Origin of the sequence: Micromonospora hortensis, assembly GCF_022230935.1 — a bacterium.
In the GTDB taxonomy this organism is placed as follows: domain Bacteria; phylum Actinomycetota; class Actinomycetes; order Mycobacteriales; family Micromonosporaceae; genus Micromonospora; species Micromonospora hortensis.
The window spans coordinates 83,476-104,931 of sequence record NZ_JAKKFE010000017.1 but is presented as its reverse complement, the minus strand read 5'-3'; the positions used below and the strand labels follow the sequence as shown (position 1 = coordinate 104,931).

Genomic DNA, 21,456 nt, shown 5'->3' with positions numbered 1-21,456 from the left:
GGCCGTTGACAGCCCGGATTCCGGACCGTACCGTTTCTCAGCTTATCCGGTTCAGTTCGGCATCTTTCGATGCGGGAAGGTGCGGTGACATGGTGAGCCGACAGGCACTCTACGACGGTTGGACAGTGCGAGCGGCCCCCGGAGCACAGGTGCCCGAGGAGATCGCCGGTCGGTCCGTGCCGGCGACAGTACCGGGCTGCGTGCACACCGATCTGCTCGACGCCGGGCTGATCGGAGACCCGTACCTCGACGACAACGAGCGGGCGGTGGCCTGGATCGGGCGCACCGACTGGGTCTACCAGTCCACATTCGTGCACCGGGCGGGCGACGACGAGCGCGTCGACCTGGTGTGTGCCGGCCTGGACACCGTCGCCACGCTCGCAGTCAACGGTGTGGAGGTCGGCCGCACCGCGAACATGCACCGCGGCTACCGGTTCGACGTCCGAGGGCTGCTGCGCGACGGGAACAACGACCTGGTCGTCACGTTCGACTCCGCGTACCGCTACGCCGAGGCACAGCAGGAGCGGCTCGGCGACCGGCCGAACGCCTACCCGGAGCCGTTCCACTTCATCCGCAAGATGGCCTGCAACTTCGGCTGGGACTGGGGGCCGACACTGGTCACCGCCGGCATCTGGCAGGAGATCAGCCTGCACGCCTGGTCGACCGCCCGACTGGCCACCGTCCGTCCACTGGTCACCATGGACGGTCGCGACGGCCGGGTCGAGGTGCACGTCGAGGTCGAGCGGGTCGCTGACGTCCCGCTGACCGTCCGCGCCGCCGTGGCCGGCGTCCGCGCCGAGGTGGTAGTCCCGGCCGGGGAGCGCACTGCCGTGTTGACCCTCACCGTCCGCGAGCCGGCGCTGTGGTGGCCCCGGGGGTACGGCGAGCAGGCCCGCCACCCGATCGATGTGACGCTGCACGCGCCGGACGGCGACACGCTGGACAGTTGGTCGCACCGGATCGGCTTCCGTTCGGTGCGGCTGGACACCACACCCGACGAGCACGGCACCCCGTTCGCGTTGTCGGTGAACGACGTCCCGGTCTTCGTCCGCGGGGTCAACTGGATCCCGGACGACACGTTCCCCACCCGGATCACCCGGGAGCGGCTGGCCGAGCGCTTCGACCAGGCCCTCGCGGCCAACGTCAACCTGCTCCGGGTCTGGGGCGGCGGCCGGTACGAGTCGGCGGACTTCTACGACCTCGCCGACGAGCGCGGTCTCCTCGTCCAGCAGGACTTCCTCTTCGCCTGCGCCGCGTACCCGGAGGAGGAGCCGTTCGGCACCGAGGTGGCCGCCGAGGCCGCCGAGCAGGTCACCCGGCTCGCGCCGTACCCGTCGCTGGTGCTCTGGACCGGCAACAACGAGAACATCTGGGGCTGGCACGACTGGGACTGGCAGCAGGCCCTCGCCGGGCGTACCTGGGGGCGCGGCTACTACCTCGACGTGCTGCCCCGAATCGTCGGCGAGCTGGACCCGACCCGCCCGTACTGGCCGGGCAGTCCCTGGTCGGGCACCGAGGCGATCCACCCCAACGACCCGGCGCACGGCACCACCCACATCTGGGACGTGTGGAACACCCACGACTACACCAGGTACCGGGAGTACGTCCCGCGCTTCGTTGCCGAGTTCGGCTACCAGGCCCCACCGGCGTACGCCACGCTGCGCCGCGCGTTGAGCGACGAACCCCTGGCGCACGACTCACCGGGCATGGCACACCACCAGAAGGCGGCCGGCGGTGACGCCAAACTCCAGCGGGGCCTCGACGCGCACCTGCCCACCCCGGCGGACTTCGACGACTGGCACTACCTGACCCAGCTCAACCAGGCCCGCGCGATCCAGCTCGGGGTGGAACATTTCCGCTCCCACCGGGACGTCTGCGCGGGCACCATCGTCTGGCAGCTCAACGACTGCTGGCCGGTGACCTCCTGGTCGGCAGTCGACGGCGACGGGCGCCGCAAACCCCTGTGGTACGCGCTGCGCCACGCGTACGCCGACCGGCTGCTCACCGTGCAGCCACGCGACGGCGGCCTGGCCCTGGTAGCCGTCAACGAGACCGCCGAGGCGTGGACCGTACCGGCCGCGGTCACCCGGTTCACGATCGCCGGGGAGCCGAGGGCGAAGACCTCGGTCAACCTCGACGTCGCGGCGTACTCCTCGGTGGTGCTGGCGCTGTCGACGGACCTGGCGCGGCCGGAGGATGCTCGGCGCGAGGTGCTGGTCGCGGAGGCCGGCGGCAGCGCAGAGCGCGCCCTGTGGTTCTTTGCCGAGGACCGGGAGGTGGACTGGCCGGCGGCGGCCTGGGACGCGACTGTCGAGCCGGTCGACGGTGGGCAGCGGGTCCGGGTCACGGCCCGCACGGTCCTGCGCGACCTGACCCTCTTCCCGGACCGGCTGGACGCCACTGCCACTGTGGACACGGCCCTTGTCACTCTGCTGCCCGGCGAGTCGACGACCTTCACAGTGCGGGCGGATCGGTCGCTGGACTCTGCCGCACTGACCGCACGCCCGGTGCTGCGCTGCGTCAACGACATCGCGTCGAGTCAGCGCACGGTCCCATGATCGTGCTCGATCGATGAAGTAGTGGCCTCCCGAGGCTGCGGAGGCCACTACTTCCATGTCAACGCGGCACTGATGTCCTTTGCGTGACTGCTGGGTGTCTCTGTTGGCGTGTGCCTGAGGTGGCCGGGGGTGAGGGGTGTTGGGTGTCGGTTGTCCTTTGCTCTGCACCCGCGGGCGCGACGGCTACGGTCTGCGACTGGTGCTTATTGGGGTGCAGAGCAAAGGGAGTGGGGTAGGCCTGTGCCCCTCACCACGGCGAGAGGCCTACTGGCGATCAAGGTCTTGCCTAGCCGGCCGCTCCGTCTGACCGGCCGTAACGGTCGGGAGGTGCGTGATCGGGGCGGGTGCGGGCAGGGCAGCCGTCCCGATGCGGCAGTATCTACCGCGATCATGATCGCGGCTCGACAATGTGGCTGACAGACGAGGCGAAGACAGACGTCGAGCCCAGGCAATGATCGGGGAGCCAATGATCACCGAACATGTCCGAGACGCGGCGGCGACGGCGTTCGTCTTCGGCTTCTTCGCCACCAGTTGGTTCGGTTGGGCGCAGGAGGCGCCCCCGAAGCGGTGGCGGCGGGTGCTCATCGCCGGTTCGGTTCTTTCCCTGCTCACGGCGGCCGCCGGGGCCCTGCTCGCCTGGCGTCACTGGTCGGACGGTACGGCATTCGACGCCGACACCAGCCGTACCTTCGGCATCGTCGTCGGCATCGAGTTCGGCGCCGCCGCGGTCGGTGCGGGGCTGCTGGCACTACTGCGGCGCAATGAGCTGGCCGCCCCCTGGATCGCCCTCGTCGTGGGGGTGCACCTCTTCCCGGTCGCGGCGCTGATCGACTATCCGTTGATCTATGTGGTCGCCGTGCTCGTCACCGTGGTGGCCCTCGCGGCGGTGCCGGTGGCCCGGGCCCGCGCCGTGGCGGTGAGTGCTGTGGTCGGGCTCGGCACCGGCGGTGTGCTCCTGGTCGCCGCGGTGTCCTCGCTGCTCGTCGCCCTGTTGGGCTACTGAGCAGTCGCCGCCAGACCGGGGTGACGTCGCGGCCTGGCCCGTCGGCTGATACCCGCGAGCGGTGGGCCTGAAGGTGGTTTCTCCAGACCCACCGCTCGGCGAAGCTGCCGACTGGGTCAGGCGCGGGCGGCGGCGAGCACCTGGCCGACCAGGGCGCCCGAGGTGCCCGAACGTTCGTACTCGGGCCGGTTCAGGCTGCCACCCATCAGCGGCGCCGGGTTGCGGTGCACGGCTGGGCTGTCCGAGCTGACCAGGGCCGCGAAGTGGTACTCGTCGGCGCCGGTCGCCTCGACGATCCGGGCGATGTTGCGCGGGGTGATGCCACCGCCCGGCATGACGACGATCCGGCCGGCGGCGCGGCGCACCAGGTCGGCGATGAGCGGGGCACCCTCCAGCACGCTGACCTCCTGCCCCGAGGTGAGCACCCGGTGCACGCCCAGCTCGATCAGCTGCTCCAGCGCCGCGTGCGGGTCACGGGTCATGTCGAACGCCCGGTGGAAGGTGATGCTGGCGTCGCCCGCGGCGGCGATCAGCCGGCGGGTGGTCGGCACGTCGACGTCGCCCTCGGCGGTCAACGCGCCGATCACGATGCCGTGCGCGCCGGCCGCCACCGCGGCCCGGACGTCCCGCTCCATGGCCTCGATCTCGAACGGCGAGTAGATGAAGTCGCCGGCCCGGGGACGGACGATCACGTGTACCCGGATCCGGCTGACCGCGCGCAGTGTCGTCTCGATGGTGCCCAGGCTGGGGGTCAGCCCGCCGTCGAAGAGCGCGGAGCACAACTCCACCCGGTCGGCGCCGGCCTCCTCGGCGGCGACCGCTCCCTCGACGCTGTCGATGCAGATCTCGAATGTGTTCATGATTCTTCCTTTTCCGTGCGAGGCGATGCCGCTTCGGTCCGAGACGATGCTGTGGTCCAGTCGATGACGGCCGTGACGGCACCAACGGGTACGCCGCCGCCGAGCACCGGCACCTGGCGCAGCGCGTCGGCCCCACCCACCGGTACGCCCACGGCGTCGAGGGCGGCGAGGGCGATGGCCGTGGTGGCTCGGGGCGAACCGTCGATCGCCTTCACCGCCACCGCGTGACCGTCCGGTGCGGCCACCGCGAGCACGCCCTCGGCCCCGCCCTTGGCGAGGAAGCCCGGCAGCGCGCGCATCAGGTCGGTGTTCGGGTGCCCGTTCCAGCCGCCGACGTACTCCGGATGCTGGCGCATGGCCTGCGCGACCAGCGCCTCGTCGCTGCCGGTGGGCGCGGTGACCAACGCCTGGAAGGTGCGGGCCAGGCCGGTCAGCGACAGGCCGAACAGCGGTGCCCCGCAACCGTCGACAGCGTGGTGCGCGATCGGCGTGCCGGCCAGCCGGGCGACGGCGGCGGCGGTCTCCCGCTGGAGCGGGTGGTCGGGGTCGAGGTAGTCGTGGGTGCTCCAGGACCGGGCGACGCAGGCGACGAGCATCGCTGCGTGCTTGCCGGAGCAGTTCATCCGGATCCGGTCGCGCTGTCCGTCGGCGCGGATCAGCCGTTCCCGGGTCGGTTCGTCCTCCGGCCAGTCCTCCGGACAGCCGAGCGCGTTCTCGGTCAGGCCGGCCCCGGCAAGCATCGCCCGCACCACCTCGACGTGCCGGTCGTCTCCGGTGTGGCTGCCGGCGGCGAGGGCCAGCGCCGGGCCGGTCAGCTTGTCGCCCGCCGCGATCCGGCAGGCCAGTGCCTGCACCGGCTTGAGGGTGGAGCGGGGCAGCACCGGCTCGTCGGGTACGCCGGCGGCGAGGGCGACAGTGCCGTCCGGGGCGAGCACCACGACGCTGCCGTAGTGCCGGCTCTCCACGAAGCCGTTGCGCACGACCCGGGCCAGTTCGGCGTAGCGGAAGATGGTCACCGGGGGGTGTTCCCTTCGAGAAGTGGCGGGGGCAGCTCGGCGGTCCGCCGTCCGCGCCGCCCGCCGAAGCGGCCGTTGCGGGCCTGGAGGACACGGGCGAACTTCGACAGCGAGGCGTTGACCACCAGGTAGATCAGCGCCACCACCAGGAACGTCTGGATCAGCAGGTGGGTGTACGAGGAGAGCACCTGCCCGCTGTAGAGCAGCTCGGTGTAGCTGACCACGAAGCCGAGCGAGGTGTCCTTGAGCAGCCCGACGAGCTGGCTGACCAGGGAAGGGGCGAGTTGCAGCAGCGCCTGTGGCAGGACCACCAACGCCATTACCTGCCCCCGGCGCAGTCCGACCGCGAGGCCGGCCTCGGTCTGGCCACGGTCCAAGGCCAGGATGCCGGACCGGAAGATCTCCGCGAACGCCGCCGAGTTGGAGACCACCAGCGGCACCACGAGCTTCCAGAACAGCGGGAAGTTCAACCCGTACTGCGGCAGCGCGAACAGCGTCACGTAGATCAGCAGCAGGGTGGGTACGGTCCGGAAGATCTCCACGTACGCGCCGGCCAGCCAGCGCAGCGGTCGGTGCGTCGACAGCCGGCCGAGCGCCAGGAGCAGTCCGAGCGCGGCGCTGAGCACTGCGGTCGCGGCGGCGGCGCGCAGCGTGGCCCAGAGGCCGTTGAGCAGGTACCGCCAGATGGGCCAGGTGGTGAACGGTTCCCACCGGGCGGCGGCCAACTCGCCGTGGCTGGCGAACTGGTAGACGGCCGCGACCACTGCGCCGACCAGGAGAACGGCACCCAGCACCGTGGCGATCCGGATCCGCCGTTGGGCGCGCGGGCCGGGCTCGTCGAAGAGGATCTGTTGCGTCTTGTTCATCGGACGATCGCCAGCCTTCGTTCGAGCAGGCCGGTGACCTGACCGATGATCAGCGCCAGCAGCATGTAGGCGAGGCCCGCGCCGGTGAAGACGGCGATCGGTTGAGCCTCGACCAGGTTGACGGTGTTGGCCGCCTGGGTCAGCTCGACCACGCCGACGGCGGCGGCCAGCGAGGTGTTCATCAGCAGCGCGATGCAGATGTTGCCGATCGGCTGGATCACCGCCCGGAGTCCCTGCGGCAGGATCACGTGCCGCAGGGACTGGCCGAAGGTGAGCCCGATGGCTCGGGCTGCCTCAGCCTGGCCCACACCGACCGTGTTGATCCCGGCGCGGATCGCCTCGGCCAGGTACGCCCCCTCGTACACGGCGATGACGATCGCGGCGGAGGTGAACAGCGGGAACGTGATGCCGATGGTCGGCAGCGCGAACACGAAGAGCACCAGTAGCGCCAGCAGCGGCAGGTTCTGGAACACCTCCACGTACGTGGTGCCGATGGCGCGCAGCAGCGGGACGGGGGCGATGCGCAGGGTGGCCACGACGATGCCCAGCAGCATCGCGCCGACGGTGGTCACGACGGTCAGTTCGACCGTCGTGACCAGGCCGTGGCCAAGCTCGCTCAGGTGCGAGGTGAGGGCTTCCATCGGTACGAGAGGCTGCTCAGGAGCCGTCGGCGGAACCGAGGGCGGGCGGGGTGGGCGCCCCACCCTCCACCACCGAGCCGAGGGTGCCTTCCCAGACCTTCGCCCAGGTGCCGTCAGCCTGGATCTTCTTCAACCAGTTGTTGACGAACTCCTTGAACTGCGCGTCCTCCTTGTTGAGGCCGATGCCGTAGGCCTCGGTGGTGAACGGCTCGCCGACCACCTTCATCCCCGGGTTCGCCTTGGCCCCCGAGGCGAGCAGCGTGAAGTCCTGCACGTACGCGTCGCCGCGCTTCTGCAGCAGCGCCTGCAACGCCTGCGGGTCGGTGCCGAAGGCGATCTGCTTCGAGCCGGGCGCGGCGGAGGGCAGCGCGGTGACGGCGGGGGTGTTCGCCCCGACGATCACGGTCTTGCCGGCGAGGTCCTTGACGCTCTTGATCGAGGTGTCGTCCTTGCGGACCCCGACGGCGAGGCCGGAGGTGAGGTACGGCCCGGCGAAGGCGACCTGGGTGGCCCGCTGCGGGGTGATCGTGTACGTCTGGAAGACCGCGTCCACCGACTTGGCCTGGAGCATGGCCTCCCGGGTCTGGGTGCCGATGGTCGTCGTCTTCACCTCGGGCTTGCCGATGATGTACTTCGCCAGCAACTTCGCCATGTCGGCGTCGAAGCCCTCGATGGTGCCGCTGACCGGGTTCTGCTGGGCGAGCAGCGGCGCGTCCAGGGATCCGCCGATGTTCAGGTAGCCGCGCTTGCGGATCGCCTCCATCGTCGAACCGGCCGGGATGTCCGCGTCGGTGGCCACCGGGGCGGCGTCGTACACCGACTGGGCGACCACGCCGTCGCCGCCCAGTCCGGGGTTGCCGGGCAGCGTCGGAGCGCCGCCGCCGCTGTCGCCGCCGCAGCCGGCGGCGGCGAGGGCCACCGCCACGGCGGTGGCGGTGAGGGCGAGCGACCGCCGCCCGGTGAAGCTCATCTTGAGGATTGACATGACACCCTCCCGTTGGGGGCTAGTGCTGGAGGATCTTGGATAGGAAGTCGCGGGCCCGCTCGGTGCGCGGAGCTGCGAAGAAGTCGTCGGGTGCGCCGGATTCGACGATCCGGCCGTCGTCCATGAAGACCACCCGGTCGGCGGCGCGACGGGCGAAGCCCATCTCGTGGGTCACCACGATCATGGTCATCCCCTCGGCGGCGAGGGAGACCATCACGTCGAGCACCTCGTTGACCATTTCCGGGTCGAGGGCCGAGGTCGGCTCGTCGAAGAGCAGCACCTTCGGTTGCATCGCCAAGGCGCGGGCGATCGCGGCCCGCTGCTGCTGCCCGCCGGAGAGTTGGGCCGGGTGGTGGTCCGCCTTGTCGGCGATACCGACGCGCTCCAGCAGGGCCATCGCCTGCTGTCGCGCCTCGGGTCGGGGGATCCGGCGGACCCGGGTCGGGCCGAGGGTGATGTTGTCCAGCACCGTCTTGTGGCCGAAGAGGTTGAAGGACTGGAAGACCATGCCGACATCGGCGCGTAGCCGGGCCAGCGCGCGTCCCTCGGCGGGCAGCGGCTCACCGTCGATCTCGACGCTGCCCTGCCCGGCGGTCTCCAGCCGGTTGAGGCAGCGGCACAGTGTCGACTTGCCCGAGCCGGAAGGCCCCACCACGACGACCACCTCGCCGGCGGCGACCGTGAGGTCGATGTCCTTGAGCACGTGCAGCGGACCGAACCACTTGTTCAGGCCGCGTACCGACACCATCGGTCGGTTCGCACCCGTCGTCTCCGGTGCCACCAGACGGCCTCACTTCCTTCGACTACAAAACTAAGTCAGCTTCATATCGAACCAACAGCGCCATCTAAAGGTAGCCAGCAAACTAAGTCAACCGGTTGCTTGAACAAACTCCGGGTGCTAAGAAGCTGACGTGACGATTGACGACGCGCCACGCGATGCCCTCCGGGGCGGCCCCCGGGAGCTACTGCGCTGGGTGGCCACCGGAGCGGCCGTCAGTCGGGCTGACCTGTCCCGCCTCTCCGGGCTTTCCCCGTCGACGGTCTCCCAGCGGGTCGAGGCGTTGATCAGCCAGGGGTTGCTGGAGGAGGCCGGCGCCGGGCGGTCCCGGGGCGGGCGGCGACCCCGCCAACTCGCCGTGCCCACCGGCGGTGCCGTGGTCGGCGCCATCGACCTCGGCGCGCATCACGCCCGCGTCGGCGCACTGGATCTCTCCGGTCGGGTGGTCCAGGCCCGCACCCTGCCGGTCCGCATCGAGGACGGCCCGGAGGCGGTGCTCGGCGCGCTACTCGCCGAGGTCGCCACCCTGGTGGGCAGCGCCCCGACGGCCGGCGGCTCGGCAGGAGGTGCGCTCCGTGGCGTCGGGATCGGGATTCCCGGTCCGGTGCAGCACTCCACCGGGCGGATCGTCAGCCCATCGCGGATGCCCGGCTGGAACGGCTTCGACGTCGCCGCGTTCTGCGCCGGCCGTGTCGACGTACCGATCATCGTGGACAACGACGCCAATCTGATGGCGCTCGGCGCGCACCGCACCGCGCATTCCGAGTTGGACCACGCCGTCTACGTCAAGGCTGGCACCGGAATCGGCTCGGGTGTGATTTCCAGTGGACGGTTGCACCGGGGCGCGCAGGGCTCCGCCGGGGACATCAGCCACTGCCGGGTGGTGGCCGACCCCGCGCCGCCGTGCACCTGTGGCAACGCCGGTTGCCTGGAGGCCGTGGCCAGCGGCGCCGCACTGGTCACCGCGCTCCGCGAGCAGGGCGTGCCGGTCTCCGACCTGACCGGTGTGATCCGCCTGATCGACGACGGTGACCGGCAGGCCACCGCACTCGCCCGGCAGGCCGGCCGCGCCGTCGGCGAGATCCTGGCCGTGGTGGTCAACTTCTTCAACCCGCAGGTGGTGGCCATCGGCGGTCGGCTCGCCGACTGCGAGCCGCTGCTGGCCAGCATGCGGGCCACCCTCTACGAGCGGTGCCTCCCGCTGGCCACCCAGACCCTGCTCATCGAACGGGTCGCCGCCGGCCAGGACGTCGGCATCACCGGTGCCGCCCACCTGGTGATCGACCACGTCGTCGCGGCCGCCTGACCTCGCTCAAACCGACAGCACTGATCACCTAGGGTGACCTATCTCGGTATCGCATGCCGGATCTATGCGCTTTTGCCCGCGCGACGGCACCGATCATCCTGACAGTTTCCTTACAGGCAGTCACGTAGCCTTCCGGTGTTCCTCACTCACCCGTGATTGCTCCTGGAGGTCTCGACGTGCGGATCAACGGACGGCTGCTCCTGCCGATCTCGTTGGCAGCGGTGCTGGCAACCGCCGCCTGCGGCCTGTCGGCACCGGCGTCCGGGCAGGCCGAAGTCCCACGCCCCGGCCCGAGTACGCAGAACTCCGCTCCGAGCCCCGACGACACGCCAACCTCCAGCCCGACTCCGGAGACCCCCACCGACGCGCAGATCCCCACCAGGGCCGCCGGCACCTTCACCACCGCCACCGGCAAGGGTCGCGTGATCGGCAAGGGCAAGAAGCGGGTGCGCTACAGCGTCTCGGTGGAGAAGGGCATCGCCTGGGGTGACATCCCTGCCTGGAAGCCCGACCGGTTCGCCGCGAGCATCGAGCAGGTGTTGGCCGCACCGAACGGCTGGGCCACGTCGGCCCAGCACCCGGTCACCAACGCCTCGGTGAACCTGACCCGGGCGTCGTGGTCCTTCCAACGGGTCGGCACCTCGACTGTCGACGTCGACGTGCGGCTCGCGACACCGAGGACAGTGGACCGCCTCTGCGGCGCGAGCGGCGTCGACACCGAGGGCGTCTACTCCTGCAAGTACGGCAAGACCATCATGATCAACCTGCGGCGTTGGCTTCAGGGTTCACCGGGATACCCGGTCAGCATCGACGATTACCACGCCGGCGTGATCAATCACGAGTTCGGTCACTTCCTCGGCTTCGCCCACATGAAGTGTGGCGGTCGCGGCAAGCCGGCCCCGGTCATGATGACCCAGACGATGGGCCTCGGCGGCTGCGTGCCAAACGTCAGCCCTTTCGTCGGCAACGGGCAGTTCGTCAGCGGACCCTGGGCTCCGTCCTGACCTGGCTTGCCGGTCTTAACGAAGCGCAGCGATTATGTGCCCGACGGAGGTAGACGGATTGCCATCCGGGGGTGGGTCGAGTCGATCAGCCCGCTGACAGGCGTCCTCAACCCGGTCGCGGAAGTTGCCGAAGTCGAGCCTGGTCTTGTCCCAGGAGGGGTCGTGCTCCCGCAGCAGGTCGCGGGCTCTCTTGGCGTTCTCCACGAACCGGGTGCAGTTGCCGTAGTGGAGCAGTAGCCACACCTCGAAGCAGGGATTGGACCAGGCCAGATTGACGTCGTTAGCGGCAGATTCGCGGGTCGCCGGCTCAGTGGCGAAGTCGTCGACATCGCAGACGGCCCATGCCTCGTCGAAGTCGTCGCGCTGCCGACGCCGCGCCGCACCTCTTACCACGTTGACCGGGGAGCCGCGCTCTGCCACGACGACCACCCGAGGCCGTACCCACGCCTCCTGCTTGAGGCCGGTGAAGTAGTCCCGCTCCGTGGATTCACCGTTGGTGGCGATCAGCACGGTTGTCCGCTGCTCTCGGGTCGATGCGCGGCGTCGGAGGTCGGTCTCGCGGCCACGGCCGGACCGTATCGAGCCCGAGGCGCGCCGATCACCCTGCCGGGGCGTCATCCGATCCTCCACGGGTGGCAAGGGCCTGCTCAAACAGGTCGGTGGACAGGTCGGGAACCGCGCCGTAGTTGCCGTTCAAGTAACGGCGCTGACGGTTCTCACCTTCTTTCCTGGGCTTGAAGTCGGTCAACGGATACAGCGAGGAGGCACCCTCGTTGTCCTTCTCCACGAACCAGATCTCGTCGCGGCGGAGGATTTCTTCAGCGTCGAGGGTGCCGAGCAGGGCGGCGTCGTGGCTGGTGAAGATGAGTTGGCCTCCAAGGGGGTTCGCGGCCGGGCTGCGGAACAGGCTGATGAGCTTGGCGGTCAGGATCGGGTGCAGGCTCGCATCGATCTCGTCGATCAGCATTGTGGTGCCGGTACGGAGCATCGCCGCGGCATGCAGACCCAGGGTCAGCAGTTGCCGGGTGCCCGTCGACTGGTCCTGCAGGTCGAGCAGTGCGGTGCCGTGCGGACCCTGATGAGCGAACTGGACGCGGGGCGAGGGCCGGATAGCCGCGACGGCTCTTTTTAGTCGGTCGCTCGATCTCCTGGCTGGCAGGTCGGACCAGACGGTCTGATCATCACCCGAATCAGAGGCGATCACCACGTCGACGATCCCCACATCGGCGGCCTGCAACAGGTCGACGACCAAGCGGCGTACCTCGTCGGCATCCGATTGGCCGATACGGACGAGGGCGGACAGCCCAGAGTTGGGGTCAGTCCGTTGGCCGGTCAGGTAGAACCACCGGTAGGTGTCGTGCAACGGCTGTGGGTTTGTCGGATCCGGTTGGGGGCGGCTCTGGCCGAAGCGTGCGACAGTGCTGAGGAATAGTGCTGTTGGCGCGGTGATGCCAGCGATCTGCTCCAGGTCGCTGCGCCGGCCCGACTCCTCGCCCCAGTTGAAGACGTCGCCGTCGCGCTCGAATACGCGCCGCCTGCGCCCCAGCGGATAGTGGTAGAGCCACTCCTCCAGCACTCGGTCGTCGTCGATCGAGAAGCCATAGGTGTGTCTGACTCCGCCGAGCCGAAGGTCGACGACATAGCGCGATGGCTGGACGGCTTCCTCCGGATCCAACCGGAACGGCTCCCGGGACAGGCCCACACCGGGCTCGACCGCCCGGTCGGACTCCACGACCATGTGCCGCATGAACGCCAGCGCGCCCAGGCAGTTCGACTTGCCCGACGCGTTGGCTCCGAAGATGCCGACGACCTGGACCGCCTGCGGAGCCGGCTCGTCGGCCTCGGCCCCGTCGCCGTAGACGGGCGTCAGATTCAGCTGATGCTCGTCGCGAAACGAACGATGGTTGGCGAAGCGAAAACTCAGCAGCATTGGCCGCGTGCCCCTAGCTCGTGGGCGGTTACAAGTACATCTCTGCGAGTAAACCACGAGAAGCGGCACAAAGGGCCAACGCAGGCCAGCCTTGCTGCTGGCGGCGCTCTTGGCCACGGCGTATGCCGTAGTGCCGAAGCTTCGCACCTCAGGCCCGCGAGGACGCGCCTAAGGACCGTGAGGAGAGGCCGATCGCCTCGGATGGGAAGTGGGCGACGGTAGCTTCACGGGGTGCACGAGAACACGACGGGTGAGCCGGGGCCATGGCGGATTCTGGGTGAGCGGACGGTGTATGAGGACCGTTGGCTGCGACTTGATCTGGTCGATGTGGAGCCGCCGGGACTCGAACCCTTCGCCCACCATGTCGTTCGGCTGGATCGTGTCGCCGTCGTCGCCGTGCTCGACGAGCACGATCGAGTTCTGATGTTGCGGCGCTACCGATTCATTCCGGGCGAAACAAGATGGGAACTGCCCGGCGGCATCGTCGAACCGGGCGAGGAGGCGGTAGCGGCGGCAAGCCGGGAAGCGGAGGAGGAAACCGGCTGGCGGCCCTCGTCTCTGACCCGGGTGGTCACCTACCAGCCGATGATCGGCATGGTCGACTCGCCACATGAGATCTTCGTTGGGCGTGGAGCCACTTATGTCGGCCCGCCAACGGACGCGGAGGAGGCCGGTCGCGTTGAGTGGGTGCCGCTGAGTGACATGCCGGACCTGATGGCGCGCGGCGAGTTGGCGGGGTCGGGGACCTTGGTCGCCATCCTGCACGTCATTGCTGGCCTGACGCCCAATCCGTCAAGCCCTTGATCCGATCTATCCGGCGTCGGTATCGCACAGATCCGGTCAGGTTCACCAGCGACCCTGCTTCCCGTAGGTGAGAGCGGGCCTCCTCACTTTCTCCCCGAACCAAATGCGCCTGCGCAAGATCGCAGCGCATTCCCGCCGCGGCTCGCACGAAGGTGTCGTCCATCGCTATCAAAGCCGCCGACAGCTCGTCGATAGACCGAGGGTCGCCCAGCAGCGCCAGCGAATGTCCCCGCCATCGGCGGAGGTGAGTTTCGTCGAGGAAAATTCCTGGCAAATTGGGGTCGCGAACTCCTGTGACGCCTGAGAGATGTCGGCTCGCTCGGTCGAGGGAGTGGCGGCAGTCGTCCGGGCGTCGGCTGAGCGCCCACAGCTCTGCTTCGGCGGCGGCCAGCCAGGACGACAGTCGAGGCGACAACCGACTTCCTCCGCAGGTCTGTGCTTCCTGCACGAGCTGCGCCCCCAGCTCCGGTCGACCGGCATCGGCCAGGACGTATGCCTGCTCGCCCATGGCATGGGCGAGGTGAAGCGGGTCGTCAGCCTCCCGTGCGGCGCTCTTCGCCAGTTCGTAGTGCCGCCAGGCGCGATCCGCCGCTCCGACATCGAGGGCCTGCCACGCCGCGAGCGATGCAGCTTCTGCCAGCGCGCGGGCGAGCGGTTGCCTGGCAGATGGCAGCACGGTAAACGACAGGCTCTCCTGAAGACGGGACAGATGGCTCTGCATCTGGTCGACAAACTGCGCCGCCCCGAGCTGACGGTCCATGGTGCGAAGAAGCTCCGTCTGATGCCGAAGGGTGTGCACCATCGATTGACCGACCGAGTGCGAGGCATCGAGCTGTTCGACCAATCGTGCGTAACCGTTCCCGTCGTCGTCAACGGGCACGCTATCGGAAAATAGTTCGTCATCGGTCGTGCCGAGGAGGCTCCGCAGGATGGCCGCGTAACTGCTTGAGATTTTCCGTCGACCGTTCTCCCATTCGGAGACGTATACCCCAAGGCTGTTGGTGGAAGCGATCGAGACCATGCGTCGGCGGCCGTACTGCTCGATCTCATGGACCAACCTTGCCTGGGACCAACCCCTGGCAAGACGAGCGCGGCGTAGGTGATTTTCCATAGCCCCTGCCGATCGATGGTGGCGGGTTCAGCTTGCCGTAACCGTGTCCCTAATCCAAGCGGCAGCGGTTAACAGCGGCGGGTTAACCCATGTTGTCTATCGCAGTCCTATGACACCCGGTCTGCTGTGGGCAGCACTCCGCCGCTGTACCGCTGAACAAGCTACGGCGATGGGGTGGGCGACGTCGCCTGAGCGATGCTGCTCGGGCGACGTCGCCTCCAGGGTCACCTGCGAGGAAGGCACTGTCGTGTGCGCGTTTCTCCGTCATCTCCAGGCCGAGCCACCCCGGCCGGCGCCCTATCGGGCGGCCAACTACGTACCTCTGAAGCCCTGGCAGGTCCGCGGACGCCGGTTCACCCGCCGTGGCCGGCGTGGCGTGGACGCCCTGGAGGTCGCCGAGTTCCTCGACCGGGTCGCCCACGATCTCGCCGAGGTGTACGCGGCGCTGGGCAGCAGCCGGCGGGAGACCGAGCGGATCAAGGATGCGCTGAAGTGCTGGCAGTCACGGCGGGTCCGCGAGGACTCGGCGGCCCGCGAATGAGCGCCCGCTGGGTGGCGCACCTGCCGTTCACCGCCGCCGACCTGCCGGCCGCCCAACAGTTCGCCGGCACCCTGGCCCGCTCCCTGAGCTTCCTCACCGAAGTGGACGCCGGTGAGACCACGGTGTCCGCCGAGGACGCCCAGGGCGTACGCCATCGGGTCTTCTGCGACCTGCCGCTCGACGGCGGTCGGCGGTGCGTGCGGCGGGTGGAACACGACGGTGACTGTGCGGCCCGGCGGTGTCGGTGACCGCCGTGCCCTTCGTCGTCTGCCCGGACTGCGACGGGATGACCTTCACGCTGGAGCCGTGCCGGTGCACCACCTACGGTGACCGGTTCCTCGCCGACGCCGACGTGCTCGGGCCACGCCGGGAGGCGTACCGGAGCTGCGAGCAGTGTCGCGGCGCGGGCACCGTCACGTACCCCTGTTATCGCTGCGGGCGGCGCGGCCGGCGGCGGGCGCAGCTCGTGGTCACCGTCGCGAACCTGGACACCGGCGCTGTCGCGTCCCACCAGGTCGTGCCCGGCGGCCTCGACCCCCACCGCGACCCGGCGGGCCACTGGGTGGTCGACCTTGCTTCCCGGGTACGCGAACTCGCCGCCACCGTCGGCGCGGTCCTGGACGAGGCCGATGTGCCTTCGCTGTGGTTGGACCGGCAGTGGCAGCCCGACCTGCCCGCAGCGCTTCGGCACGAGTTGGAGGCTCACGCCATCCTGCGGGCCGATCACGCCCCCTGGCGGCTGGTGCTCGGCCGATCCACCGTCCCGGCGACCGTCGACCCGGCCGCACGGCTGGCCCGGCTGTGTGCGCTGGCCGACCTGCTGCTGCTCGACCTGGTCGTCGAGGCCCGCCGGCAGGATGCCGGGTTCTGCTGGGCCATTCGGTACGAGGTGCCCGGCTCCCCGGTGCCGCTCGGTTCGCCCGGCTGGTGCCGGGACCTGCCGGAGTCGCTGGCCTGCACCGACGTGGCCAAGGCGCTCGACGGCCTTGCCCAACGCGGCCTGGCCGCTCCCGCCCGGCTGCTGCGACCTGACTCGCCGCGCCCACCCGTCGCTTCGGCCGTGGACGTCGATCAACTCGAACGCCGCGTGCTCGCTGACTGCAACGACGCGGCCCACGGCGACGAGTTGCCCGGCGCGCAGGCGCTGTGGCGCAACGGCCGCTGGTGGCACACGACTCTGCGCGCCGGCGAGCCGGTGGAGACCCTCGCGGAGCAGCCCACCGGCCAGGTCGTCCGCCGTGTGCGGGTGCCGGTGAGCCGCGGCTACGAACCGCCCGACCCGCAATGGCTGGGTGAACCCGTCGACTGGCGGCAGTGCCCGGACTGCCGACCACACAGCCGGCTACGCGCCTGCGACTGCCGGCTCGGCGGTCCGGTGGCCGACCCCGACTGCCCGCACTGCTGCGGCGCCGGCCTGCGCCCATCCGCGCTGCACTGCTTCACCTGCGGCGACACCCACCGTCTGCACCGGACGGTGGTGGTCACGATCACCGACCTGCGGCACCGGGTGGTGCACCTGGCCTGGCAGGCCGGTGCGCCCGAAGTCGCTCCGCTGGTCGCCACCCAACCGGGCGGCAAGCCCGTCGTCCAGCTTCCGGACCGTTACCGGCTCGGCTCCTGGGCGGCCGTCCTCGGTGCGCGGCCCGACGACCTGGCCGACGCCGACGGTGGGCAGCAGATCGGCAAAGACCTCCGCGACGGTTACGTCACACTGCCCTGGGCCGGGGCCGACCCGGTCGGGGAGCACGTCCGCAACGCAAGCCGGGGTACGCCGGCCGGCCGTCTGATCGTGGTGGCGACGCCTCCCGACGCGCCGCCGCTGGCCGAGTTGCTGCGGCTCGCCCTCGGCCTTGACCTGGCCCTCGTGGTGGCGGTGTGCGACCTGCGGCACAACGCCGCAGACCCACTGCTGGCCGACGGATTGCGCTGGTCGGTCGACGTGAAGCCGCTTGACGCACCTGTCCGTCCTGACGACTTCCCCTACCGGCCGAGTCTGGCCGCCGCGCTCTCCTGGTGCGTCGAATGCCTGACCGACGCCGTAGCCGGGGCCGCCCCCACCGACCCGACGGTGCCCATCCCGGTGCCCGGCTCGGGGCCGCGTGACGTCGCCGATCCCGAGCCGGAACTGCTACGCCTGGCGGCCCAGCACGCCGGGCAGGTGCTCACCGTTCGCTTCACCCGCGCCGGTTGCACGGCGTACCGACACGACGACGACGGCGTACACCTCCTCGCCGAAGCCCCCGACCTGCGCGACGTCCGGTTGACCTGAGGACTGAGGGAACATATGTTCGATCACGTGGGGCGATCTGAGGTGCGCCGAGCTTCTCTGCCGGCTCCGCGTGGCCGGTGGGCCGGGCGGCCGGGAGTTGCCTCTACGATCAGGGGCATGGACCGGGTGACGGTGGAGCGGGCTGCGCTGATCGCGCTGCTGCGGCAGCCAGACCTCGGCTGGTCTGATGCCGTGCACGACATTCAAGAGGTCGGCACCGCCCTGGCAGTCCTGCGCCGGGTCGTCGGGCAGACCGACACGCTCTTTCCCGACACCCGCTCCGTCGACTCGCTGATCGAGGCCGCAGCCGGCGACCTCGCGGGCTGGCGGGCCGAGGGCATCACAGTGCGGGCCTTCTTCGACGACGACTACCCCGCCCAGTTGCGTGACATCCGCGAGATGCCGCCAGTGCTCTTCGCCCGAGGTGAGTCGCGTCCCGACGCTCGGGCCATCGCAGTGGTCGGCAGCCGCGAAGCGAGCGATCGAGGCGTCGAGATCGCCAGCTCGGTATCAGAATCACTTGCCCGCCGTGGTGTGACGGTGGTCAGCGGTCTGGCGAAAGGGATCGACACCGCAGCCCACCAGGCGGCACTCGCGGCAGGGGGCCGCACCGTCGCGGTCATCGGCACCGGAATTCGTCACCACTACCCGACGGTCAACCACGCGCTCCAGGAGCACATCGCAAAGGTCGGATTGGTGCTCAGCCAGTTTTGGCCCGATGCCGCCCCGACAAAGCAGAGCTTCCCAATGCGAAACGCGGTGATGAGCGGCTACGCCGCTGCCACCGTGGTCATCGAAGCCGGCGAACGCAGTGGAGCCCGGATCCAGGCGCGGCTCGCTCTTCAGCACGGTCGGCCCGTGGTGCTCACCAGTCAGGTGATGCGGCACGACTGGGCACGCGCCTTCGCCACCCGGCCCGGCGTCCACGTCGCGCACGGGACCATGGACCTGGTGGAGGCGGTCGACGCCATTCTCGACCGTTCACCGGCTGCGGCCGAGTTGGAGGGCTTTCCTGATTTCGCCAGCCTCTGACCCGTGGGCCAGGGTCCGGGAGTACGTCGAGACCCAGCGGAACTTTCTTCGAAATCCCTTGCCCACTCTTCCCTGGATCTGCCCGACGTGTCGCGGTGTCCGCACTCCCGGGTTCGACTACTGCTACCCCTGCCAGGAACACCAGACGGCGTCTGGTGGCCTGCTCGCCGACGTGGTCGCTCCAATCGCTTACTCGCCGCGTACCGGTCAGCATCACCACCACCTGTGCCTGTACAAGTCCACGCCGGGGTCGGCCCAGGCTAGGTGGAATCTGCTCGCACTGCTGCTGCTGTTCCTGCAGCGGCACCTCGACTGCGTCGCTGATCGGATGGGCGGTGCGCCGACCCACGTGGTGGTCGTGCCGAGCACCCGGAGCCAGGCTCATCCGCACCCCCTGCAGGATCTGATCGGCGACCGTCTTGGACTGCCGTGGCTCGCGGCGCTGTCGAATCCCCGCCACGGATCTGAGACGCGGACGTTCCAGCGCGACTGGTTCACGGTCCAGCTTCCGGTCGAGAGCGTCAGCGTTCGGCCGCTGGTCCTGGACGACACCTGGACGACAGGTTCCCGGGCGCAGTCGCTGGCGTACGCGTTGAAGAGCGCTGGCGCGTCGTCGGTGGCGGTCGTGGTGCTCGGGCGGCACATCAGGCCGGAGCATGTGGCATCCCGACCGCTGCTGAAGGCGATCGAGGATCCGATGTTCGACCCGGCTAGGTGCGCTGTAGAACGATGATTCGGCACCGATGTCGGGTATCCGGGCCGACGGGATACCCGACATCACGGATGTCGATGCGAGCGGTGGTTACTCCGGGACGCGGCGGTAGGCGCCGTCGCTGGCCGAGGTGGCCATCGAGGCGTACGCGCGCAGCGCCGCAGACACCGGCCGCTGCCGGTCGGTGGGGGTGTACGGCTTGTCGCGCTTCTCCTCGGCCACCCGGCGAGCCTCCAGCTCCTCGGCGGAAACGTTCAGCTCGATTGACCGGCCCGGGATGTCGATGACGACCTCGTCGCCGTCGCGGACCAGGGCGATCAGCCCGCCGGAGGCCGCCTCGGGGGAGACGTGCCCGATGGAGAGCCCGGAGGTGCCACCGGAGAAACGGCCGTCGGTGAGCAGCGCACAGGAGCGGCCCAGCCCGCGTCCCTTGAGGAACGAGGTGGGGTAGAGCATCTCCTGCATGCCGGGGCCGCCCTTGGGCCCCTCGTACCGGATCACCACGACGTCCCCGGCGACCACCTGCTTGGCGAGGATCGCTGTCACCGCGTCGTCCTGCGACTCGTAGACCTTCGCCGGGCCACGGAAGGTCAGGCAGTCGTCGGGCACGCCGGCGGTCTTCACCACGCTGCCCTCGGGTGCCAGGTTGCCGTGCAGGATGGCCAGACCACCGTCGGCGGAGTAGGCGTGCTCGCGGTCCCGGATGCAGCCGCCGGCCGCGTCGGTGTCCAGCGACGACCACCGGTTGGTGGTGGAGAACGGTTCGACGGTACGCACGCCGCCAGGAGCGGCGTGGAACAGTTCGACGGCCGTGGGGGTGGGGGAGCCACCGCGCACGTCCCAGTCGGTCAGCCACTGTGCCAGCGAGGGGGAGTGCACGGCCCACACGTCCCGGTTGAGCTGCCCGGCCCGGTCCAGTTCGCCGAGGATCGCCGGGATGCCGCCGGCCCGGTGCACGTCCTCCATGTGGTAGTTCGGCGAGTTCGGCGCGACCTTGGCCAGGCAGGGCACCCGCCGGGAGATCGCGTCGATGTCGGTGACGCCGAAGTCCATCTCCGCCTCGCGGGCGGCGGCCAGCAGGTGCAGCACGGTGTTGGTGGAGCCGCCCATCGCCACGTCCAGGGCGACAGCGTTCTCGAAGGCGGCCTTGGAGGCGACAGCACGCGGCAGCACCGAGTCGTCGTCGCCGTCGTACCACCGCTTGGAGATCTCCACGACGGTCCGGCCGGCCTCGACGAAGAGCGACCGGCGGGCGGCGTGGGTGGCCAGCGTGGAGCCGTTGCCGGGCAGCGCGAGCCCGATCGCCTCGGTGAGGCAGTTCATCGAGTTGGCGGTGAACATGCCGGAGCAGGAGCCGCAGGTCGGGCAGGCGGAGCGTTCGATCTCACCGAGCTGCTCGTCGGTGACCGCCTCGTTCGAGGAGGCGATCATCGCGTCGATCAGGTCGATCTTGCTGTGCACGACGCCCTCGATCGCCATCGTCTTGCCGGCCTCCATCGGGCCGCCGGAGACGAAGACGGTCGGGATGTTGAGCCGCAACGCGGCCAGCAGCATCCCGGGAGTGATCTTGTCGCAGTTGGAGATGCAGACCAGGGCGTCCGCGCAGTGCGCGTTGACCATGTATTCGACGGCGTCGGCGATCAGCTCGCGGCTGGGCAGCGAGTAGAGCATGCCGCCGTGGCCCATCGCGATGCCGTCGTCGACAGCGATGGTGTTGAACTCCCGGCCCACCCCGCCGGCCTCGGCGATCGCGTCGGCGACCAGGCCACCCATGTCCTTGAGGTGTACGTGACCAGGCACGAACTGGGTGAAACTGTTGGCGATGGCGACGATCGGCTTGCCGAAATCGTCGTCGGTCATCCCGGTGGCCCGCCAGAGGGCCCGGGCGCCGGCCATCGTCCGACCGTGTGTGGAAGTCCTCGACCGCAGCTCAGGCATGCATACCAGCATGACACCGTCGGCGCACCGGCCCACCCCGGTATCTGCCGTGTCCCAACAGATGCACACCCAGCCCCCCATGACGTGCGCCCATCCGGCACT

General features: G+C 69.6%; 20 protein-coding genes. 10 read left to right on the top strand and 10 right to left on the bottom strand.

The window, feature by feature from the left end; genetic code table 11:
- Positions 1–89: 89 nt before the first annotated feature.
- Both NIE111_RS13230 and NIE111_RS13225 read left to right on the top strand, forming a co-directional pair.
- On the top strand, positions 90–2,558 hold the full coding sequence (locus NIE111_RS13230; protein WP_238684676.1) for a glycoside hydrolase family 2 protein: 2,469 nt from the start codon (positions 90–92) through the stop codon (positions 2,556–2,558).
- Between the two features lie 466 nt (positions 2,559–3,024).
- Positions 3,025–3,561: a hypothetical protein gene (locus NIE111_RS13225; RefSeq protein ID WP_238684675.1), complete on the top strand. Its 537-nt coding sequence runs from the start codon at positions 3,025–3,027 to the stop codon at positions 3,559–3,561.
- A 116-nt stretch (positions 3,562–3,677) separates the two neighbouring features.
- Here the strand turns inward: NIE111_RS13225 and NIE111_RS13220 are convergent, their stop codons facing one another.
- Genes NIE111_RS13220 through NIE111_RS13195 form a run of 6 tightly spaced genes read right to left on the bottom strand, consistent with a single transcriptional unit; the run spans position 3,678 to position 8,677 of the window.
- The gene (locus NIE111_RS13220; RefSeq protein ID WP_238684674.1) at positions 3,678–4,421 is read right to left on the bottom strand and encodes a copper homeostasis protein CutC; all 744 of its coding nucleotides are present in this window, start codon (positions 4,419–4,421) and stop codon (positions 3,678–3,680) included.
- Entirely contained in the window at positions 4,418–5,437 is a 1,020-nt protein-coding gene (locus NIE111_RS13215) for an asparaginase (protein ID WP_238684673.1), read from the bottom strand. Before NIE111_RS13215 ends, NIE111_RS13220 begins: the two co-directional genes overlap by 4 nt.
- Positions 5,434–6,303 carry an amino acid ABC transporter permease gene (locus NIE111_RS13210; RefSeq protein WP_238684672.1) on the bottom strand — a complete coding sequence of 290 codons (870 nt, stop codon included), beginning with the start codon at positions 6,301–6,303 and terminating at the stop codon, positions 5,434–5,436. The genes NIE111_RS13215 and NIE111_RS13210 overlap by 4 nt, the downstream gene beginning before the upstream one ends.
- Positions 6,300–6,944 (bottom strand): amino acid ABC transporter permease, encoded by a 645-nt coding sequence (locus NIE111_RS13205; protein ID WP_238684671.1) that lies wholly within the window; start codon positions 6,942–6,944, stop codon positions 6,300–6,302. The genes NIE111_RS13210 and NIE111_RS13205 overlap by 4 nt, the downstream gene beginning before the upstream one ends.
- Positions 6,945–6,960: 16 nt before the next feature.
- Positions 6,961–7,929, bottom strand: a complete 969-nt coding sequence (locus NIE111_RS13200) for a glutamate ABC transporter substrate-binding protein (RefSeq protein ID WP_238684670.1) — start codon at positions 7,927–7,929, stop codon at positions 6,961–6,963.
- Positions 7,930–7,948: 19 nt separating this feature from the next.
- Positions 7,949–8,677, bottom strand: coding sequence for an amino acid ABC transporter ATP-binding protein (locus tag NIE111_RS13195; RefSeq protein WP_210781094.1), 729 nt, complete (start codon positions 8,675–8,677; stop codon positions 7,949–7,951).
- Positions 8,678–8,840: 163 nt separating this feature from the next.
- Here NIE111_RS13195 and NIE111_RS13190 point away from each other — a divergent pair, with 163 nt between their 5' ends.
- A complete protein-coding gene (locus NIE111_RS13190) occupies positions 8,841–10,013 on the top strand; it encodes an ROK family transcriptional regulator (RefSeq protein WP_238684669.1) in 1,173 nt (390 codons plus the stop codon).
- A gap of 176 nt (positions 10,014–10,189) precedes the next feature.
- On the top strand, positions 10,190–11,017 hold the full coding sequence (locus tag NIE111_RS13185) for a DUF3152 domain-containing protein (protein WP_238684668.1): 828 nt from the start codon (positions 10,190–10,192) through the stop codon (positions 11,015–11,017).
- 15 nt (positions 11,018–11,032) lie between these two features.
- Here the strand turns inward: NIE111_RS13185 and NIE111_RS13180 are convergent, their stop codons facing one another.
- Positions 11,033–11,527: an RloB family protein gene (locus tag NIE111_RS13180; RefSeq protein WP_238684667.1), complete on the bottom strand. Its 495-nt coding sequence runs from the start codon at positions 11,525–11,527 to the stop codon at positions 11,033–11,035.
- Positions 11,528–11,615: 88 nt separating this feature from the next.
- Positions 11,616–12,947 carry an AAA family ATPase gene (locus tag NIE111_RS13175; RefSeq protein WP_238684666.1) on the bottom strand — a complete coding sequence of 444 codons (1,332 nt, stop codon included), beginning with the start codon at positions 12,945–12,947 and terminating at the stop codon, positions 11,616–11,618.
- 231 nt (positions 12,948–13,178) lie between these two features.
- Between NIE111_RS13175 and NIE111_RS13170 the strand changes: the two genes are divergently transcribed.
- The gene (locus NIE111_RS13170) at positions 13,179–13,751 is read left to right on the top strand and encodes an NUDIX domain-containing protein (RefSeq protein ID WP_238684665.1); all 573 of its coding nucleotides are present in this window, start codon (positions 13,179–13,181) and stop codon (positions 13,749–13,751) included.
- Here the strand turns inward: NIE111_RS13170 and NIE111_RS13165 are convergent.
- Entirely contained in the window at positions 13,714–14,772 is a 1,059-nt protein-coding gene (locus tag NIE111_RS13165; RefSeq protein WP_238684664.1) for an NsdA family TPR-like regulatory protein, read from the bottom strand. The two genes, NIE111_RS13170 and NIE111_RS13165, sit on opposite strands and share 38 nt — an antisense overlap.
- Before the next feature lie 337 nt (positions 14,773–15,109).
- Between NIE111_RS13165 and NIE111_RS13160 the strand changes: the two genes are divergently transcribed.
- The 5 genes from NIE111_RS13160 (at position 15,110) to NIE111_RS13140 (ending at position 19,437) form a co-directional block, all read left to right on the top strand.
- Positions 15,110–15,403 carry a DivIVA domain-containing protein gene (locus NIE111_RS13160; RefSeq protein ID WP_238684663.1) on the top strand — a complete coding sequence of 98 codons (294 nt, stop codon included), beginning with the start codon at positions 15,110–15,112 and terminating at the stop codon, positions 15,401–15,403.
- Complete coding sequence (locus NIE111_RS13155; RefSeq protein ID WP_238684662.1) at positions 15,400–15,651, top strand: hypothetical protein; 252 nt, start codon at positions 15,400–15,402, stop codon at positions 15,649–15,651. The genes NIE111_RS13160 and NIE111_RS13155 overlap by 4 nt, the downstream gene beginning before the upstream one ends.
- On the top strand, positions 15,648–17,672 hold the full coding sequence (locus tag NIE111_RS13150; RefSeq protein WP_238684661.1) for a hypothetical protein: 2,025 nt from the start codon (positions 15,648–15,650) through the stop codon (positions 17,670–17,672). The genes NIE111_RS13155 and NIE111_RS13150 overlap by 4 nt, the downstream gene beginning before the upstream one ends.
- A 117-nt stretch (positions 17,673–17,789) precedes the next feature.
- Positions 17,790–18,704, top strand: a complete 915-nt coding sequence (locus NIE111_RS13145; RefSeq protein WP_238684660.1) for a DNA-processing protein DprA — start codon at positions 17,790–17,792, stop codon at positions 18,702–18,704.
- Positions 18,705–18,876: 172 nt separating this feature from the next.
- A complete protein-coding gene (locus tag NIE111_RS13140; protein ID WP_238684659.1) occupies positions 18,877–19,437 on the top strand; it encodes a phosphoribosyltransferase in 561 nt (186 codons plus the stop codon).
- A gap of 69 nt (positions 19,438–19,506) precedes the next feature.
- On the opposite strand, the gene ilvD is transcribed toward NIE111_RS13140, so the two are convergent.
- Positions 19,507–21,354, bottom strand: a complete 1,848-nt coding sequence (gene ilvD, locus NIE111_RS13135; protein WP_238684658.1) for a dihydroxy-acid dehydratase — start codon at positions 21,352–21,354, stop codon at positions 19,507–19,509.
- Between the last annotated feature and the right edge of the window lie 102 nt (positions 21,355–21,456).

Bases quoted from the DNA above. Each gene is read 5' to 3' on its own strand.
- NIE111_RS13230 (WP_238684676.1), top strand. From the start codon at position 90: ATGGTGAGCCGACAGGCACTCTACGACGGTTGGACAGTGCGAGCGGCC.
- NIE111_RS13225 (WP_238684675.1), top strand. From the start codon at position 3,025: ATGATCACCGAACATGTCCGAGACGCGGCGGCGACGGCGTTCGTCTTC.
- NIE111_RS13220 (WP_238684674.1), bottom strand. From the start codon at position 4,421: ATGAACACATTCGAGATCTGCATCGACAGCGTCGAGGGAGCGGTCGCC.
- NIE111_RS13210 (WP_238684672.1), bottom strand. From the start codon at position 6,303: ATGAACAAGACGCAACAGATCCTCTTCGACGAGCCCGGCCCGCGCGCC.
- NIE111_RS13205 (WP_238684671.1), bottom strand. From the start codon at position 6,944: ATGGAAGCCCTCACCTCGCACCTGAGCGAGCTTGGCCACGGCCTGGTC.
- NIE111_RS13200 (WP_238684670.1), bottom strand. From the start codon at position 7,929: ATGTCAATCCTCAAGATGAGCTTCACCGGGCGGCGGTCGCTCGCCCTC.
- NIE111_RS13195 (WP_210781094.1), bottom strand. From the start codon at position 8,677: ATGGTGTCGGTACGCGGCCTGAACAAGTGGTTCGGTCCGCTGCACGTG.
- NIE111_RS13175 (WP_238684666.1), bottom strand. From the start codon at position 12,947: ATGCTGCTGAGTTTTCGCTTCGCCAACCATCGTTCGTTTCGCGACGAG.
- NIE111_RS13165 (WP_238684664.1), bottom strand. From the start codon at position 14,772: ATGGTCTCGATCGCTTCCACCAACAGCCTTGGGGTATACGTCTCCGAA.
- NIE111_RS13155 (WP_238684662.1), top strand. From the start codon at position 15,400: ATGAGCGCCCGCTGGGTGGCGCACCTGCCGTTCACCGCCGCCGACCTG.
- NIE111_RS13145 (WP_238684660.1), top strand. From the start codon at position 17,790: ATGGACCGGGTGACGGTGGAGCGGGCTGCGCTGATCGCGCTGCTGCGG.
- ilvD (WP_238684658.1), bottom strand. From the start codon at position 21,354: ATGCCTGAGCTGCGGTCGAGGACTTCCACACACGGTCGGACGATGGCC.